Origin of the sequence: Brasilonema octagenarum UFV-OR1 (assembly GCF_963888615.1) — a bacterium.
GTDB lineage: Bacteria > Cyanobacteriota > Cyanobacteriia > Cyanobacteriales > Nostocaceae > Brasilonema > Brasilonema sennae.
Window position 1 is genome coordinate 36,399 of the sequence record NZ_CAWPKW010000194.1, and the last position, 17,181, is coordinate 53,579.

Genomic DNA, 17,181 nt, shown 5'->3' on the forward strand with positions numbered 1-17,181 from the left:
TTAAGGTCGGATACAATTTGTCAATAAGCAATAATGCTTAAGAAATAGCAAAAAGTCGGGGTTGTCAACATAATTTTTGAGCAGGCGATAAGCCGGAGGCTTGAGGCTACGCCTATGGCGTAATCTTAATACGCATCATTCATTTTTGACCCATATGTTAAGTACAAAGTTTAACTTAATACTTTTTACTTCTCCAAATGTTCAGCATAATTTCTAATTGACAAAAGTAAGATTATCTTAATATCTCACCGATGGACTGTGACCTGAAGAAGATTGTGGGTGCTGGAGCTTTGTTCCAACTCAGATTCTGGTAAGAGCAGTTGCAACGCCACCTACAGCCTCAACTGATAAGGAGAAGAAAGATTTTTTTGAGATATTTTTAGTCTTGGTGTTTTTTTGTAACTTTTTTGGAGATTCTCACTCATTTTTAGCGATCTCTTGAATTTACCTAATTGCTCATGCTTCATATATAGCAAGCAAATCGCCTTTTCCTCACTGTACTTGTTAGTAAGTATAAGCTAAACAAACAAGCCAAAATTCTAAGGAGAAAATATGTTTAAGTTCAACAAAAAACTGTCTTCAGTAGGACTTTTGACTCTAACTTCTATTACTGGAATTGTACTACATATTTCGAGTGCATCAGCTAAACCATCAACTTTTTTCTCAAGCTGTAGACAAATTAGTGTTCGTAATGATTTACTCCAAGCAATTTGTCGCAGACAGGATGGTTCTGAGAGCGCTACAAGTCTGATATTAGAAGGAATTAATAATGTTAATGGAACCTTAGTATTTCAACGAGGAAAGAAATCTAATTATTTCAGTACTTGCAGAGATATTCAGATTAAAAACGATACATTATCAGCTACTTGTCGAGCAGGAAATGGAGCCGAAAGAAATACTTCACTTATACTGAATGACATTGGCAACAATAATGGAGTTTTAGTTAATAAGGAATGAGGAGAAAAAAACTACTGTCCGCTGCGGTGAACTACCCACACCTATCTGAGTACAGATAAGGTGTGGGCTTCTGGCGCGTTTTTCAACACTGCCAGAACTTCCTTTATAGCGAGGGGCTTACGGCGAAGAAGCTAACAGAATGACAATTAATACCCTAATTCAGCAACGCCCGGTACTCTGAATCAGCGGCGGCAGGATGTCAATGCTTGCCAATGCAGTTAACAGGCTGCTTCAACGAATGTTGCACCGTAGGTTCAGGTGTGGTCGCAACCAGAAAGATTTCTCCACTAGAAGTTCTCTGCCATCCGGTTGCTTCAATGATTGGGGTGTAGGATTTGGGGTTTGGGGTGTGAGTCGTTCGGCTGTCGCGTGTGGAGTTTGGATTTTGCTCAGCAACTGTTAACAGGCGTCGGTCTTGCCACTCGGCGTCATCGTCTAATTGTTGTTCCACAGTCGGAGGTAAACCACCCCGCCCGGTGATCACGAAAGAATTGCCCTGGTTTGCAGGACAACCTTGGGCAATCAGGCGGGATAAATCTACCAAGTTAATCGGTAATTCAACTAAACCAGAAGTCGGGTCAATTTCTGCTCTGGTGATATCGATTGTGCCATTTAAGGCGTCGGTTGCTCCAGTGGCGGTGATGTCGCTACTGGGCGTGAGTTGAGGACGCGGTTGAATGCCGAACAGAGAAAATGCATTGATGCTGACATTGCCGCCGCGAAAATCTTGAGAATTGGCGCTGATATTACTATCTTCTTTAGGGACAGCAACTATAAACCGCGTATCAATCGCGATGTTGCCACCAGGAATGTTGCTGCCTGTGGCGTTCGTCGTGATGTTACTGTTATTGCGTAACACAATCAGGCGCGAACCCAAATTGATATTGCCTCCACCTCCAGTCGTATCTGCCCGGATACTGCCAGAATTGTTGAGATAGATGCGATTCGCATCCACAAACAAATTGCCTGCACTGCCTGTGCCCGAACTGCTGACTGTTACTTGTGCTTGGTTTTGAATGCCAAGGGTACCGGTTTGGAGATTTAAGTTGCCGCCATTACCGCTGCTACCCGTTCCGGCAGCAATAATCGAACCATTGCCAGTCAGAGTAATCGACTCTGGGGCAGTAATCGTCAGCCGTCCCCCATTACCATTGCTAGAAGTAGAGGCAGAGATTTGCGCCCCGTCTTGAAGATTCACCCGCACACTTTGCCCGTTTAAGCGTGGCTGAATCGTCAAGTTACCGGCATCTCCAGCACTGGTGGTTCCGGCAAACAAACCACTGCTTGCCCCAGCCAGTTGCAAAGAAGGAGTATTAACTGTGATGTCGCCAGCATGAGCGCGACTAGAAGTCGTCGTCAGCAGTCGCCCGCCACCGCTCAAACCCACTGTATCAGCACTGACTGTAATATTGCCAGCACCTCCGTCGCCAGCGGTGGCAGCAGAGAGTTGAGCGTTATTCAAAACTGAGAGCGTAAGCGCGGTGATATCAATATTGCCTCCTCTGCCCGTTCCACTTGGCTCAAGCGTGCTGATGGCATCTCCCCCATTAAAGGCGACACTACCGCTGGCTTGAATCTGAATATTTCCTGCCCTGCCTTGCCCCGAAGTATTTGTGATGATTCTCCCTTGGTTGGAAACCGATAGAGATTCTGTCGTGATGCTCACGTCTCCTCCACTTCCCACAGCTCCTGGACCCACTAAGGTAGATACCGTACTGCGGATGTCGCTATCAGTTACAGGGACAAGGGCTGTGCCACTAATTTGTACGGAGTCACGAGCGTTAATGGTTACGCTCCCAGCATTGCCTATCGCACCTAAATTAGCGCTGCTTATAAAACCCCCGTTGGTCAAAGACAGAGAACTCGTTGTGATCGTAACATTTCCTCCTTGACCGACAGCTCCTGAATTCACTTGCGTTATAATACCGCTTATGAAGCCTCCATACGCAGCACCATCAATGGAGACGCGATCGCGGGCATTGATAGTTACGCTGCCTGCATCTCCCTGTCCAGAGACATTGGACAGCAGTTGAGAACCTCCTGTGAGAGACAGCGATCCTACCGTGATGTTGATATCGCCAGCTTTACCGACTGCCTGAAAATTATTAGAATTCAGTGTAGCGCCATTGGTGAGAGATAGCGACTCCGTAGTGATGTTGATACCACCACTGTTTCCGACACCACCTGGGTACGGGCCACTGTATATAGCACTGCCGGAGCCGTTGATTACAGTACCATCCAAGAAGACGCGATCGCGGGCATTAATATTCACTCTACCTGTGTTTCCCTGTCCTTGCGTGTAAGATGCCACTTGAGCGTTATTGGTGAGAGACAGCGACCCCGTAGTGATGTTGATACCACCACTGTTACCAACACCAGTTGGGTCCACGCCACTGCCTATTAAACTGCTGTAACCATCCGCGACACCATCCATAGAAACTGTATCACGGACATTAATATTTATACTGCCTGTATTTCCCTGTCCTCTGGTGACCGAACCCAGTCGAGCACCGTTTTTGACAAAAAGTGATCCTGTAGTGATGTTGAAATCGCCAGCGTTACCGACACCCGTTGGGTATACTGCAGTGCCGCCTATGACACCATTGCCATCCCAAGAAACCGTATCGCGGGCATTAATATTTATACTGCCTGCATTCCCCTGCCCCTGTGTGTTGGAACCTATTTGAGCATTTTCTGTAACAAAAAGCGACCCAGTCGTGATGTTGATGTTACCTGCATTACCCGTACTTCCAGGACCCACTTGGCTGGCGATGAAGCTATCATCAGCTATCCTGATTGCTCCTGTGGCATCAAGCTGCATATCTCCCGCTTGCGCTCTAGCGTTGCCCAACCCGTCTTTGATTCCTACCCAAATTAGACTTCCTTGGCTCAAGCTTAAGTTCCGAGGCGTGATGGCAATGCTCCCGCCATCCTCACCACGCACGTCTACAAGAGATCTGTTGCTGAGGGAAACATCTGAACGCGCTACAGCATCGGGAAAACTCAAGCGCCAATCAAGCGCCGTTCCACTCAGTCCCACGATCCCCTGTCCCGCTACGCCACCCAACTCCACTCGGCTGCCCGGACTGATAATTTGCCCGCCTTCTAACCGGACATCGCCACCGACTAGCAACAGGCTTTGTCCCGCTGGCACCTGCAGCCCGGTTTGGTTGTTTGCAGTTGAGCGGTTGATGATCGCTTGTGCTGCTAGTTGATTGAAAAACAAGGCATTGGGATTGATGGTGAGCAACTGACTCGGTAATGGTTGAGTCGCATCGCTGCTGAAAAATTCGCCATTAGGAAAGCCGATCGCATTAGCCGTCGTACCAACAAAAGAACCGCCAATATTGAGTGAGGCATTTGGACCAAACAGAATGCCATTGGGATTGAGCATAAACAGATTGGCAGCCCCGTTGGCTCGAATTAAGCCGTCAATATTAGAGATTGATCCACCTGTGACTCGTGTCAGGATGTTCTGCACATCAAGGGCATTGTTGAAGAAAGCAGAACCGCCTGTCGGGATCGAAAACGATTGGAAACTATGGAAGAGATTGCCACCCCGCCTTGCTCCTCCGTCAATTTGGAAATTGGGGTTGCCTGTGACTTGTGTTTGCTCTGCCGCAGGCAATGTGTTATCGGGAACGACTTGAGCGGCGATGGGTTGGGCACAGTGAAGCACACTCAAAGCACTGCCAATTAAGAACCATGATTTCAGATCCCATACGTTCATTGCGCCGTTTCGCTCCCTGCATCCCTAACGACAACTCAGGCACTAGCTACAAATGCTTCAATAATAGCTCTTCTGAGCGTTTGTTACAAACGCTTCAACTTTATGAACAGCAGTTTGAGTGTTCCGTTAACATTTCCAACAAATAAATTATCCAAGTTTTCATAGCCGTGGGAGTGTCAAAGGTTGACAATTCCTCGTTTCAGGGCAACAATAGCTGCCTGTGTCCGGTCTTTGACATTTAACTTGCTTAAAATTCGATTGATATGGGTCTTAACAGTACTCTCGCTAATACATAGGGCTGCGCTAATTTCCAGATTGCTCATGCCCTGTGCAATTAAACGAAGCACCTCTAACTCGCGATCGCTCAATTCCGGGTTGGTCATTCGCTGAACTAGTTTAGCACCGACATTCGGTGGAATGTATTGTTGCCCGTTGTAAACACCGCGAATAGCTGTTCGCAGTTCGTTTGGTTTCAAGTCTTTGAGCAGATAACCCTTTGCGCCTGCCCGTAACCCTTGATAGATATCCTCATCCCCATCATACGTTGTTAGTACGATAATTTTCGCCTTGGCAAATTCAGCGCAAATGGTAGTAATAGCTTCGACTCCTCCCATTTGAGGCATCCGCAAGTCCATCAAGGTTACGTCGGGTTGCTCTTGCCGAAACAGCTTAATTGCCTCAACTCCATCCTCCGCCTGACCAATCACACTCATATCCCCCTCTTGCTCAATGATTGCTGCTAACCCTTGCCGCACAATTAAATAATCATCAACAATAAGAATGCGAATGACTGTTGACTGACTCATATTGCCTACTCTTCTTACGCTGTTGCGTTTATAAAATCCATTTTTTGAACTTTAACTGGGCGTCCACTAGTCCCTAAAAGGAGCACTGTGCGTTAACGCTGCGCTTTACTCTCTATTGTGCAACTTATAGGCGTAACAGCTTACTACTTTTTTGTACCTAGTTCATTTTTCGGGCGGGTCTATTCTACGAATTGCTTACAAACTGACAATCCCGCGTTTAACAGCAATAATTACCGCTTGAGTGCGATCGTTAACTCCCAATTTACTTAAAATTCGATTAACATGAGATTTGACAGTGCTTTCACCGATACTCAAAATGGTGCTAATGTCTAGATTACTCATCCCCTGCGCCATCAAACGAAGTACCTCTAACTCTCGCTCACTCAGTTCTGGATTACTCATCCGCTGTACTAGTTTTGCCCCCACGGATGGCGGAATATACTGCTGACCACGATAAACTGTGCGAATCGCATTAAAAAGCTCGTTGGATTTAGCATCCTTGAGTAAATATCCTTTAGCGCCTGCCTGCAACCCGCGATAGATATCTTCATCACTATCGTAGGTCGTTAGTACAATAATTCGGGCAGATTTAAATTCAGCACAAATAGCAGTAATCGCTTCAACCCCAGCCATCTGCGGCATTCGCAAATCCATCAGCGTGATATCTGGTTGGTATTCCCGAAACAGATTGACCCCCTGTTGTCCATCTTCTGCTTGAGCAATCACCGTCATTTCTGGATCGCGGTTGATGATGATTGCCAATCCTTGTCTGACAATGGAATGGTCATCAACAATCAGAATACGAATCGTAGTGGCAAGGCTTATCATTGTGCTCTCTCAATATACTATATAATAATGACGACAATTTCTGTTCCGTGTTCAGGTTGGCTGTGAATCATTAGCGCTCCAATGCGTTCTGCCCGTTCGCTCATTCCTAGCAATCCAAATCCGTCATTAGACATCTCCGACAATGACGTAAGGGCGAACGGCCGTTCGCCCCTACCAAGGCTTTCCGACAACGCAGAATTAATTTCTGGAGATGTCTATTAGGGAGACACGTCCTAATCATTCAATCGCTATAAAAAGCTGAACATAACTAGACTTTGCTGTTCATCTTTTTAATCTTTTTCTTCAAGGATTGAATATACTCTCGCAACACATCACTTTTATTCAAATCAACTAACTGGCAATATGCGTCTAATGTTTCTAACTCGTCCACCGTAACTCGAATCTCCAGTCTTTCCGTTTGTTTAGCCATTGACATACCGTACAAATGTCCGTACACTAAGAGTGTAAAATAAAAAAACACAACTTGTAATGTACGCCATCAAAGTAGAGCTAAAACTAAATAACAAAGAGCGAACTTTGATGCGTAAGCATTCTGGTTATGCACGTTTTGTTTATAACTACGGCTTGGCATTGACCCAAAGTCTGTACTCTGCTGGGGTAAAAGTAAGTATTGCTAAACAGATAAATGAAATCAAGAAAGTATTCACTGGCTACACCAAAAAGCAGGTTGAGAATCAATGGATGAATAAGTTGTCATCCAAAGTTTATCAACGAGCTTTTATGGATTTAGGACAGGCATATCAAAGATGGTCTAAAGGACTGTCTGGTAAGCCTGTTTTTAAGTCAAAGAATGACGGGGATTCGTTTAGTGTTTACGACGGCAACGGCAAAGTATTGATCTCGCCTGGGAAGAAAATAAAAATTCCGACTCTAGGAACTTTTCGACTCAAAGAGGATCTCGCCTGCTCGTACTGTACACAGACTTTTACCATTAGCCGCCAAGCTAATAAATGGTACGTTTCTTTTGCAATAGACGCTGATAGAATACCACCAACGCATCACCCGGAAGAGTTGGTGGGAATCGACTTAGGCGTGAAATGTTTTTGCACTCTCAGTGATGGCTCTCAGATTGAAGCCCCCAAACCTTACAAACAAGCGAAAACCAAGCTAGCTAAGGCACAGTGGCGAAACCGAAATAAGCAATCTGGCAATCGTCGCCAAGGTATAAAACAGTCGAATAGAGCAAAGAAGTTTTATGACTCTATCGCCACAAAGCACGCCCAAATCGCCAACCAGCGTAAAGACTTTCTGCATAAGACGACAACAGATATAAGCCGTAGATTTTACCGAATTCGGATAGAAGACCTAAACGTTTCAGGGATGCTGGCTAATAGAAAGTTATCAGCAGCAATCTCTGATTTAGGATTCTACGAATTCCGTCGTCAATTAGTCTACAAGTCTGAATTCTTCGGAACCAAGGTAGAGGTCGTTGACCGGTGGTATCCATCATCAAAATTGTGTTCGATCTGTAGGAACAAGCATGATAGCTTGAAACTTTCTGACCGAGTGTACCAGTGCCAGAATAAGTCGTGCTTAGCTCACACGATAACGATGGATAGGGATTTGAACGCAGCTTATAATTTGTTGAACGCACCATCGGACTTTGTACGGCTGGCTCAGCCGGAAGTGACGCTCGTAGACAAGAAGTAGCCGACTACCTTGGTTGAAGCGAGAAGTAAACATCAATGTTCAACGTTGTATAAGTTTTATAGAGCAGTCAAACAGCTTTCATATCTGGCGCGTGAAGTCTAGGTTGTGTACCTCTTACGTGTTGCAAACTGCTGTAATTTCTGTGCAAACAGGAAGGTATAACGGCACGAACGTTCTTGTTGAGTCATGATGGGTTGACTCAATGGCATCCAGCTTTTTTGGAGTTGGGGAAATCTTTGTCAGAATGTGCAGCTAAATATCGGGGGGTTTTGTAACAAATATAAACCACAGCCAAAACCAACAAAAAGCTATCACTTAAGCCTTAGGGGCACGCTGCTTTGAATGTGACAAACAAGATCCCCAACAACTTTTACGAAGTCGGGGATCTGTGGCTTTCAATTTATGCGCTACGCACAGGCACTTTCACACAAATCAAATAGGATTGCTATAGTACCTTTAACTTTTTGTTTCAGATTTTTGTAATTCTTCAACAGAATCCGAAATTGTAAAGGAAGGTGAATCATCAAGCAAAATTTGTTGGGGTGATGCTTCGCTTGCATGACTTAAGTAGGAGCCAAAAAGCTTATCGTAATTAGAAGCAACAGCTAGAAATGTTCCACCTAATATGTATATAGGAAGCGGTAAGTTGAATTCTTTCACCCAATCAAACAGTTCTGCTAGGGCAAACAGTACCAAAAAGCAGGCTAGCCAAACTCTCATGTTTCTACCCCTGAGATTTTAACAACTTTATTAATTTTGACGCTTCCACTCCGAAGTGAAAACATGGCGTTCCGCTGGTTTTCATCAACAACGTGCTTTAAAATATATCTATTATAAAGATATTAGCCTGAAAACCCAAAAGGGATGTAACTACAAAGCACGGCACAAGATACAAGCACTACTACCGCCTTCCGACGCTCACGGCGCGGAGCTATTCAACCTAACCAGTCCAAAATCCATAAGTTAAGATCCAAAATTGAATGACTGACGCATTTGCACCACTTGTCGGACAACAGCAAGCAGTGGAATTACTGTTACAGGCTGTAGCAAAAAAACGTATTGCTCCAGCATATTTGTTTGTCGGTTCAGATGGTGTAGGACGGAGTTTAGCAGCACGGTGCTTTGTGGAATTGCTCTTCAGTCCACATCAAAACCGGGTGCGTCAAGGTAACCACCCAGATTTGTTGTGGGTGCAGCCAACTTATTTGCATCAAGGACAACGACTCACAGCAACAGAAGCAGCAGAAAAAGGACTTAAGCGCAGAGCACCGGCTACAATTCGCTTAGAACAAATTCGGGAAATTACTGGATTTGTAAGCCGTTCGCCGTTGGAAGCACCAAGACAAGTGGTTGTGCTGGATCAAGCAGAAACTATGGCGGAAGCTGCAGCAAATGCTTTGCTCAAGACTTTGGAAGAACCCGGACAGACAACGCTGATTTTAATCGCGCCTTCAGTTGAGTCTGTATTGTCAACATTGGTGTCGCGCTGTCAGCGAATTCCTTTCTATCGTTTGGATGCAACTGCAATGGCTCAAGTTCTGACACAAACAGGGCATGAGGAAGTTTTGCAGCATCCAGCAGTGTTGAGTGTTGCGGCTGGCAGTCCGGGAGATGCGATCGCATCCTACCAACAACTGCAAGTTATTCCCCCTGAACTACTCAAAACCCTGACCAAAGTCCCTTCATCTTACCGTGAGGCTTTGCAATTAGCTAAACAAATTGATAAAGATTTAGATACAGAAGCTCAATTGTGGTTAGTTGATTATCTGCAACAATTTTACTGGCAACACAAGCGTCAACCAAGCATGATTCAACAGTTAGAACAAGCTCGCAAATCTTTGCTTTGCTATGCTCAGCCGCGCCTTGTTTGGGAATGCACACTTTTATCATTTGTCATTCATTAGACTTCGTGGAAGTTGTAGGGAACGCTTAACGCTTAACGCTTAACGCTTAACAGCTCTATTAGCCATTCGTTGAAATCAGTAACTATCATGTACTTCCGCACACCCTTACACCCCTACACTCCTACACCCTTACACACGCCAGATACCTAGGTCGGGAGACCCTCATCAAGTACTGGCTCCCCTACACTCATCTTCAAGCTAGTAGAGACGTTACATACAACGTCTCTACCTTCAAAGCCAATTAAATCGATGTCGTTAAACGTTGCACTAACTGCGGTGTTTGCAGCACACCCTCAATCCGATCCACTGGCTGACCCTGCTTAAATAGTACCAGCGTTGGTAGAGCATAAATTTCATATTGACTTGCTAATTCTGGATATTTTTCAGTATCAATTTTGACAATTTGTATGCGTCCTTGGAGCTGAGCGTTAACTTGCTCTAAAATTGGAGCCATCATATGACAAGGTCCACACCAATCTGCATAAAAGTCTACCAACACTGGTACATCTGCACCAGACAGCATCTCCTCAAAGCTGTTGAATTCTTTTTTAGTCGCCATGTGACACGTACCACTTTTCTAGTGTTTGACTGTTTGATTTTTCAATAGTAGTTCCCAAGAGCGCTTATCTGTCAAATCCTAGATTGTTTTTATTCTTGATGCACAATCAACCTATGATAATTAGCGCTACGGATCATAGAGAGGAATATTTATGGAACTCTTGCCAGAAAATTTGCAACTTTTGCGTGAAAAGGTAGCTATTGTTACCGGTGCTTCACGGGGAATTGGGCGGGCGATCGCATTAGAATTAGCGGAACTAGGAGCCAATATCGTCGTCAATTATGCCAGTTCCAGCAATGCAGCCGAAGAGGTCGTCGATACAATCACAAAAGCCGGAGGAAGTGCTATAGCGCTTCAAGCTGACGTTTCTCAAGTTGATCAGGTAGAAGCGCTGGTTAACACTGTGACAAAAAAGTTCAATCGTGTCGATATCTTGGTTAACAACGCCGGTATCACTCGCGACACACTGCTTTTGCGAATGAAACCAGAAGATTGGCAAGCTGTGATAGACCTAAATCTAACTGGTGTTTTCTTATGTACTCGTGCAGTAAGTAAAATTATGCTCAAACAACGTTCCGGGCGAATCATCAACATTACCTCTGTCGCCGGACAAATGGGTAACCCCGGACAAGCCAACTACAGTGCTGCCAAAGCAGGCGTCATCGGCTTTACTAAAACCATCGCCAAAGAATTTGCCTCTCGCGGTATCACGGTTAACGCTGTTGCTCCCGGTTTCATCGCCACGGACATGACAAGCGATATCAACGCTGAAGAAATTATCAAATATATTCCGCTAGCTCGTTATGGTCAACCAGAAGAAGTCGCTGGGATGGTGCGCTTTCTTGCTGCTGATTCCGCCGCTGCTTATATCACCGGACAAGTTTTTAACGTTGATGGCGGTATGGTGATGGCTTGACACTCGCTTTGCTCAAATTCAAAATCACCGTAAGCGCAAGCGCACGCCAAGGGCGAACGCGCAGCGTGCCCTACGGGCATAGATTGGAGTCTCCGGAGGAGACGCTGCGCGAACGGAGGAAACCTCCGCTCCAACTTCTCTCAAAATGCAAAATTCAAAATTAAATTTCTTTTTTTGAACTTTGAACTTTGAACTTTGAATTTATTATGACGACTCATGAGTCCAAAAAGCTAATAGTAGAATAAAGTACAGAAAAGCTGTATGGAACGGAGGAACGGAAATTGGATGAACTAAGGGTAGCACTAGAGCTAGCAAGCGACGAAGAATTGCAAGATCTAACGGCAATTCTGTTTAGTCGTAAGTTTAATCCTCTAGATTATGTTCACACACCGGAACCTATAGAAGTGCAAAGCAAAGGTCGCAAAGCTTGGCTAGATGCACTAGAGCAACGCTTTCGTTTTTTGGCAGCAGATGGGATCACGGTTCTGCGGGGACGCAGCCGTCAGGTGACTTACCGACAAGCGCTGATTCAAGTGTGTAAATATTTGAAAATGCCTTATTCTAGTCAACTGACAACAGTTGATTTAGAAGCTGAGGTATTTCTGCACCTGTTGGGGCAGGTGTGGAGAAAATTGCCACAAAAGGACAAGCAAAAATTGACTGTGCGCATACAACGTCAGCTAGCAAAAGCAGAATTAACAGAACCGCTACCACTGACATTGCAGCGAGATCCCTTGGGATTACTTCTCAAAGGCGGTAGCGCCCTTGCTGTCACCTCCGTTCTCCAGCCAGTGTTGCTCAAACAAATTGCTCGTCAATTTGCGATGCACTTTGCGACATATCAAGTTGCCAAAGAAGCCGTGATTCAAGGTTCTGGAGCAGCAGCAAATCAGTTTCAAAATTATGCCACACTGCAGATGGCAAAGCGGGGTATGACTGTTAATGCCGCTCGTTATGGAGTCACTCGCAGTGTGTTTGCCTTTTTAGGACCAGTGATGTGGAGTTGGTTTCTTGCGGACTTGGGGTGGAGAGCGATCGCCACTAACTACGGTCGGATTATACCTACCATCTTTGCCTTAGCTCAAATTCGTTTGACTCGTGCTGAATGTTGGGAACCTGCTTGAAAACAGCTTTTCGTCATCCCAACCCTAGTTTGCAATCTTCTTGGAACTATGCCCAACTGGGAATACTCGTCTTCCCATTGCTTCCGTTTCTCGGCGCTGTGGGTATAGTTTTAGCAATCTTGGGAGGTTGGTTCACTCAATACCGCGCAATTATTCGCAGTCCCCTGCACTGGGGATTTGCGCTTCTGAGTGTCTTCATGCTGATCACCGTTAGTTTTGCCAACGACAAAACAGCGGCTTTCCTGGGTTTATTTAATTTCTTACCGTACTTTTTAGTTTTCGTTAGCTTTAGCACGCTTATTCAGACGCCTGTACAATTGCGGCAGATGTCTTGGATTTTGGTGCTTGGTTCTCTACCAGTGGTGATTCTCGGATTTGGGCAGTTGTTTTTAAACTGGTCTTCTAAAATAAGAATTTTGTGGTTTGTGGTGGAATGGGAGATAGAACCTGGAGGACAACCAGTAGGTCGCATGGCTTCCGTATTCATGTACGCCAACATCAATGCTTGTTATCTGATGATAGTTTTCATCCTAGGGATAGGGTTGTGGTTGGAAAGCTATCGGCGGATGAGGAGACGGGCAGACAAGCCCAAAGACCACCCAGGGAGAAACACAGTGACACAGGGAGGGAAACTTCCTACATTCCCTCACTCCTTGACTCCCTCACTGCTTGACTCTGCTGGCTTCGCCTTCTTCTTCTTGACGGTGGCGATGATTGCCATTTTTGTGGCGTTGATTTTGACTGACTCGCGCAATGCTTGGGCGATCGCCATTTTTGCTTGTTTAGCTTATGCGGTTTACGAAGGTTGGCACATTCTTGTGGCTGGTGTTGCTGGTATCGTCGCCAGCGTGCTTTGTGCTGCTTTTGCTCCTTTGGCTATAGCTCAATTGTTTCGTAAGGTTGTTCCCGCGTTCTTTTGGGCACGTTTAAACGACCAACTATATCCTGATAGACCAATCGCCTTACTTCGCAAAACACAGTGGCAATTTGCGTTGTCTTTAACTCAGCAACGTCCTTGGACAGGTTGGGGTTTACGCAATTTTACTCCTCTGTACGATGCACAGATGCATATTTGGTTAGGACATCCCCACAATTTGTTTTTAATGCTATTTGCGGAAACTGGTTTTCCCACGACTCTTTTATTCTGTGGCTTACTCGTTTGGATATTTATTGGGGGTGTCCAAGTGTTGCAAAAGTTAAAATCTGTAGATCAGGCAGAAGATAAATTGATATGTTTCAGTTATCTTCTGGTATTTGTGGGCTGGGTGTTATTTAACACAGCAGACGTCAGCTTATTCGATTTTCGCCTCAATACGCTCTCGTGGTTATTGTTAGCTGCTATTTCTGGAGTTGTCTATCGCCATAACTATCACCAAAGGCTTGCGGTGAAATAAAAACTTATAGGGATGGCTGGCTGAAAACTCCGGAGGAACAGCCACGTAGTGAAGGCAGCTTTCCGGGGGAAGCTTCCCCCCCAAACGTGCCGCCCATATTCCGTGCTTTAGACCGGAGACGCCAGAACAAGCGTGAGGGAGACCCCTTCGGGTATGCGCAAAGCGCACGCCTGGAGGGCGAACGCCAGTCGCCTACGGCGGGAAAACGCCTCATGCGCGCTGGACTCACTGTTAACTGTTATTGGTTCTTTTCTGGTTATAAGGCTATTTCGTAGTTACGCTTAGGCGTAACTACACACTGACAACTTTTTGATTTTTCTCAAGCCAGTGGTCAATGTCGCTCAATACCTGGTTTGGGATTTCCCATGGGAAAAGATGAGCAGTATTAGGATAGCAGTGTGACTGACAATCTTTGAGGTAGCGAGAAGTTTCTAAGCTGGCGTCAGCTGTTATGTGGCGATCGCATGCACCAGCTAGTACTAAAGAAGGACATTGAATTTTTTCTAGCTCTGTTAGTCGATTGTACCCAGCCCCAATCGCCGAAAAAAGAGCGCGAGTCGCAGGAGCAGAAGTTTGTAAGTAGGCTGATACTGCATCTTTTGCTATGTAGCTGTAGGCTGCGGGAGTGTGTTGTTGAATCAGGTAGCGAAAGAGCGATCGCTTGCCAAAAGTTTCAATATTCCACTGCCAATCTGGTTTAATATAACTCAACAGTCCAGCAACACCGGTGTAAACATTATCTTGCCAGGTTATAGGCGGATGATTGCCTCTGGGTCGGGCAGCTGTCGCCACTAAAATCAGTCCAGTAACTCGCTGGGGTTGCTGCAGTGCTAATTCCATTGCTAAAATGCCACCGAGCGACCAGCCCAATATTAGACATTTTTTAATACTAAGGCGGTCTAAAAGCGCTTCCAGGTCAATCAAATGGTCGCGCATATCAAAATCGCCATTAAACCGACTCTTGCCATATCCACGCAAGTCTGGAGCCAAAGTTTGAAAGCGTTTTGACAGGTGATTGGTAAAGACACAAAGACTAGAACCAGAACCAGGATGACCGTGTAAGCAGAGAATTGGGAAGCCTTGACCTTGAATGTGAACGTTGAGGTCAACAGCAGATGAAGCTGTGTTGCTATGGCGAGAGTTCATCATTATTATGTTGCTTTATATAATTATGTCACATAGGCAAATTCCAGGTACATTTGTACCACGCACCACATGAATCAGTCATCTGTCAAAGGTCCTTGAGTTAGGAATTATGACTTTTCTACATACCTTCCTGCATAATTAATCACACACATCTGCCTGTATGTGTTGTGAATTCCAAAAGCAACTCCCGCTACCTTAAAAGCAGGATTAAACATATTTATTCTATGACCGCGATCTGGAACTCCATCGTCAATAATTAATTGCATGACAATATCTTGCGCCGTGTGGGAACCATAACTAATATTTTCTCCGGCGGTGCGTTTCCAAGTTCCGTAGCGGCTTAAGCGAGTAAAGGGATCACTCTTGTCGCTTCCTTTGTGACCTATAATTCCTTTTGATCCTTGGTCTTTGACATGATCCTTAGCAGCTCGTGACATTCCTTTGGATGCTGTTAAAGGTCCGACTGGAGTGACTGACTTGAGAAAGGCGATCGCCTCATCAACGGCTTTCACTCCTTCCTCTGTTTGTAAATAGACATGACGCGAAATTTTAACTCGATTACCTTCAAAACGTTGTCTATAGTTTTTTAATACAGCAGCATAAGCAGTGGGATTCGTTCTCGCCTTGTTCATTTCTACAATTACTTGTTGTTCAAGGCGAGAAAGAGTTTTCCCAGTTAGCGACACATCAGAATTTCCTTCGGGAATGTTAGGTACAGAGGAGTCAGGCTCAAATAATACATCACAAGATGTAGTCGATAGGGTGACGAGTGTAAATATCCAAAATACCATCTGAGGCGTCAACAACTTCATAAGTTTGGAGCAACCAGTCAATATAGCAGTTCCCAATTGGGTGTCATACAGATTGTTTGTAGGAGCTGTTCTATAGCTATTGATGTCAATTTAATAAGAAAACCCAAGTCGATAGCCTGTTCTTCGTAAAGAGGTTATGCCTGGTTTTAGGCATCCAACTTGCTTTGAAGGATGGCAACGAGAGAACCTGAAAGTCTTGTGAGACTTTCGTTTTGCCTAAGTTCACACCAATGTTCTATAGCGTGCTTCCACCGTACACCTGTATTGTATGCGAGTGAGAATCGCTATATGTCTTTATTAGATGCATGAATTGATGACTGGTTTCCAGGTAACTTAGTAACTCATACCACTGCGAACTGAAAACACGAAGACTCCTTGTTGATGACTATGGCACGCACTCGCATTCAGAAAAAGCAGTGGGATAAAGAGTTTATAAGCTCAAAGAGCCATGTTTAACGATGATCGCTGGCCGAAACAGCAATGTCTTTGTCTTGATATTCTCCGGCATAATTAATCACGCACATCGTTTTGTATTTAGCGTGAATCCCATAGGCAACTCCAGCCACTCTAAAATTGGGGTTAAAAATGTTTCTTCTATGACTACGGTTGGGCACTCCATCATCAACAAGTAATTGTATGACGATATCTTCAGCGGTACTAGAGCCATAGCTGATATTTTCCCCAGCAGTAGATTGCCAAATTCCGTAGCGATCCATACGAGTAGATGGATTACTACCATCGCTGCCTTGGTGACCTCTGGAGCCTTTTAAGCCATTATCTTTGACATGATCTTGAGCACCTAAGGACATTCCCCTAGATATCGTTAAAGGAGCAACAGGAGTCGCTGACTGAAGAAACCTAATTGCCTCATCAACGGCTGATAGCCCTTCGTGTGTTTGCAGGTAGCGCCGATCATAGATTTTGACTAGCTTACCTTGAAAGCGCTGTTTATAGTTCTCCAACACAGGAATGTAAGCCTTGGGATTTGCCCGTATTTTGTTCATTTCATTAATGACTTGTTGTTCTAATGGAGATAGGTAACTTGCCCGTCTCGGTCCAGTAGAATAAGCTTCTTGGACTCCAGTGGGGAGATTCTGTGTATCTTCTGCAACCGCTTCCTTAGATATCAATAGTTGAGAAGTGTAACTTGCAGCTAGAGCGATAGGAAAAAACACAGAAAATCCACTGCAACGCATTAATGACTTCATGATTTCTGTTCCACCGAAGTTAATAGGGTTATTTGGAATGCATCGCGTTTTGCTCATATTTACCATTTCTTAGTATAATTATACACATTTTAGTCTCTGCATTTAACATCCTTTGTAACCTTGTGA

The 17,181-nt window shown here is 44.9% G+C and carries 16 protein-coding genes; 6 read left to right on the plus strand and 10 right to left on the minus strand.

The annotated features are described in order from the left end of the window. The first annotated feature begins 552 nt into the window (after positions 1–552). A complete protein-coding gene (locus AC5590_RS14110; RefSeq protein ID WP_169264268.1) occupies positions 553–957 on the plus strand; it encodes a CVNH domain-containing protein in 405 nt (134 codons plus the stop codon). A 199-nt stretch (positions 958–1,156) separates the two neighbouring features. On the opposite strand, the gene AC5590_RS14115 is transcribed toward AC5590_RS14110, so the two are convergent. From AC5590_RS14115 to AC5590_RS14135, 5 genes are all read right to left on the minus strand, one after another. Then, on the minus strand, positions 1,157–4,687 hold the full coding sequence (locus AC5590_RS14115; protein WP_169264269.1) for a two-partner secretion domain-containing protein: 3,531 nt from the start codon (positions 4,685–4,687) through the stop codon (positions 1,157–1,159). A gap of 176 nt (positions 4,688–4,863) precedes the next feature. Next, entirely contained in the window at positions 4,864–5,493 is a 630-nt protein-coding gene (locus AC5590_RS14120) for a response regulator (RefSeq protein WP_169264270.1), read from the minus strand. Positions 5,494–5,688: 195 nt separating this feature from the next. Further along, complete coding sequence (locus tag AC5590_RS14125) at positions 5,689–6,318, minus strand: response regulator (RefSeq protein WP_169264295.1); 630 nt, start codon at positions 6,316–6,318, stop codon at positions 5,689–5,691. 20 nt (positions 6,319–6,338) lie between these two features. Continuing rightward, complete coding sequence (locus AC5590_RS14130; protein ID WP_465251438.1) at positions 6,339–6,455, minus strand: ATP-binding protein; 117 nt, start codon at positions 6,453–6,455, stop codon at positions 6,339–6,341. Between the two features lie 134 nt (positions 6,456–6,589). Further along, positions 6,590–6,751 (minus strand): CopG family transcriptional regulator, encoded by a 162-nt coding sequence (locus tag AC5590_RS14135; protein ID WP_169264271.1) that lies wholly within the window; start codon positions 6,749–6,751, stop codon positions 6,590–6,592. A gap of 59 nt (positions 6,752–6,810) precedes the next feature. Here AC5590_RS14135 and AC5590_RS14140 point away from each other — a divergent pair, with 59 nt between their 5' ends. After that, positions 6,811–7,992, plus strand: a complete 1,182-nt coding sequence (locus tag AC5590_RS14140; protein WP_169264272.1) for an RNA-guided endonuclease InsQ/TnpB family protein — start codon at positions 6,811–6,813, stop codon at positions 7,990–7,992. A 456-nt stretch (positions 7,993–8,448) separates the two neighbouring features. On the opposite strand, the gene AC5590_RS14145 is transcribed toward AC5590_RS14140, so the two are convergent. After that, positions 8,449–8,712, minus strand: a complete 264-nt coding sequence (locus AC5590_RS14145; RefSeq protein WP_169264273.1) for a hypothetical protein — start codon at positions 8,710–8,712, stop codon at positions 8,449–8,451. Positions 8,713–8,972: 260 nt separating this feature from the next. Between AC5590_RS14145 and AC5590_RS14150 the strand changes: the two genes are divergently transcribed. Next, positions 8,973–9,896: a DNA polymerase III subunit delta' gene (locus tag AC5590_RS14150; RefSeq protein ID WP_169264274.1), complete on the plus strand. Its 924-nt coding sequence runs from the start codon at positions 8,973–8,975 to the stop codon at positions 9,894–9,896. Between the two features lie 241 nt (positions 9,897–10,137). Here AC5590_RS14150 and trxA read toward each other — a convergent pair whose 3' ends face one another. Continuing rightward, positions 10,138–10,455, minus strand: coding sequence for a thioredoxin (trxA, locus tag AC5590_RS14155; protein WP_169264275.1), 318 nt, complete (start codon positions 10,453–10,455; stop codon positions 10,138–10,140). A 151-nt stretch (positions 10,456–10,606) separates the two neighbouring features. Between trxA and fabG the strand changes: the two genes are divergently transcribed. The 3 genes from fabG (at position 10,607) to AC5590_RS14170 (ending at position 13,889) form a co-directional block, all read left to right on the plus strand. Beyond that, the gene (fabG, locus tag AC5590_RS14160; RefSeq protein ID WP_169264276.1) at positions 10,607–11,371 is read left to right on the plus strand and encodes a 3-oxoacyl-[acyl-carrier-protein] reductase; all 765 of its coding nucleotides are present in this window, start codon (positions 10,607–10,609) and stop codon (positions 11,369–11,371) included. A 281-nt stretch (positions 11,372–11,652) separates the two neighbouring features. Continuing rightward, positions 11,653–12,495: a YaaW family protein gene (locus AC5590_RS14165; protein ID WP_169264277.1), complete on the plus strand. Its 843-nt coding sequence runs from the start codon at positions 11,653–11,655 to the stop codon at positions 12,493–12,495. Beyond that, positions 12,477–13,889 carry an O-antigen ligase family protein gene (locus AC5590_RS14170; RefSeq protein ID WP_169264278.1) on the plus strand — a complete coding sequence of 471 codons (1,413 nt, stop codon included), beginning with the start codon at positions 12,477–12,479 and terminating at the stop codon, positions 13,887–13,889. The genes AC5590_RS14165 and AC5590_RS14170 overlap by 19 nt, the downstream gene beginning before the upstream one ends. A 291-nt stretch (positions 13,890–14,180) precedes the next feature. Here the strand turns inward: AC5590_RS14170 and AC5590_RS14175 are convergent, their stop codons facing one another. From AC5590_RS14175 to AC5590_RS14185, 3 genes are all read right to left on the minus strand, one after another. Continuing rightward, entirely contained in the window at positions 14,181–15,035 is an 855-nt protein-coding gene (locus AC5590_RS14175; protein WP_169264296.1) for an alpha/beta fold hydrolase, read from the minus strand. A gap of 107 nt (positions 15,036–15,142) precedes the next feature. Continuing rightward, on the minus strand, positions 15,143–15,847 hold the full coding sequence (locus tag AC5590_RS14180; protein WP_169264279.1) for a CAP domain-containing protein: 705 nt from the start codon (positions 15,845–15,847) through the stop codon (positions 15,143–15,145). 452 nt (positions 15,848–16,299) lie between these two features. Continuing rightward, positions 16,300–17,043: a CAP domain-containing protein gene (locus AC5590_RS14185; RefSeq protein ID WP_169264297.1), complete on the minus strand. Its 744-nt coding sequence runs from the start codon at positions 17,041–17,043 to the stop codon at positions 16,300–16,302. Between the last annotated feature and the right edge of the window lie 138 nt (positions 17,044–17,181).

Coding starts and splice junctions, on each gene's coding strand:
- AC5590_RS14110 (WP_169264268.1), top strand. CDS start 553: ATGTTTAAGTTCAACAAAAAACTGTCTTCAGTAGGACTTTTGACTCTA.
- AC5590_RS14115 (WP_169264269.1), bottom strand. CDS start 4,687: ATGAACGTATGGGATCTGAAATCATGGTTCTTAATTGGCAGTGCTTTG.
- AC5590_RS14120 (WP_169264270.1), bottom strand. CDS start 5,493: ATGAGTCAGTCAACAGTCATTCGCATTCTTATTGTTGATGATTATTTA.
- AC5590_RS14130 (WP_465251438.1), bottom strand. CDS start 6,455: ATGTCTAATGACGGATTTGGATTGCTAGGAATGAGCGAACGGGCAGAA.
- AC5590_RS14135 (WP_169264271.1), bottom strand. CDS start 6,751: ATGGCTAAACAAACGGAAAGACTGGAGATTCGAGTTACGGTGGACGAG.
- AC5590_RS14140 (WP_169264272.1), top strand. CDS start 6,811: ATGTACGCCATCAAAGTAGAGCTAAAACTAAATAACAAAGAGCGAACT.
- AC5590_RS14145 (WP_169264273.1), bottom strand. CDS start 8,712: ATGAGAGTTTGGCTAGCCTGCTTTTTGGTACTGTTTGCCCTAGCAGAA.
- AC5590_RS14150 (WP_169264274.1), top strand. CDS start 8,973: ATGACTGACGCATTTGCACCACTTGTCGGACAACAGCAAGCAGTGGAA.
- trxA (WP_169264275.1), bottom strand. CDS start 10,455: ATGGCGACTAAAAAAGAATTCAACAGCTTTGAGGAGATGCTGTCTGGT.
- fabG (WP_169264276.1), top strand. CDS start 10,607: ATGGAACTCTTGCCAGAAAATTTGCAACTTTTGCGTGAAAAGGTAGCT.
- AC5590_RS14170 (WP_169264278.1), top strand. CDS start 12,477: ATGTTGGGAACCTGCTTGAAAACAGCTTTTCGTCATCCCAACCCTAGT.
- AC5590_RS14175 (WP_169264296.1), bottom strand. CDS start 15,035: ATGAACTCTCGCCATAGCAACACAGCTTCATCTGCTGTTGACCTCAAC.
- AC5590_RS14180 (WP_169264279.1), bottom strand. CDS start 15,847: ATGAAGTTGTTGACGCCTCAGATGGTATTTTGGATATTTACACTCGTC.
- AC5590_RS14185 (WP_169264297.1), bottom strand. CDS start 17,043: ATGCGTTGCAGTGGATTTTCTGTGTTTTTTCCTATCGCTCTAGCTGCA.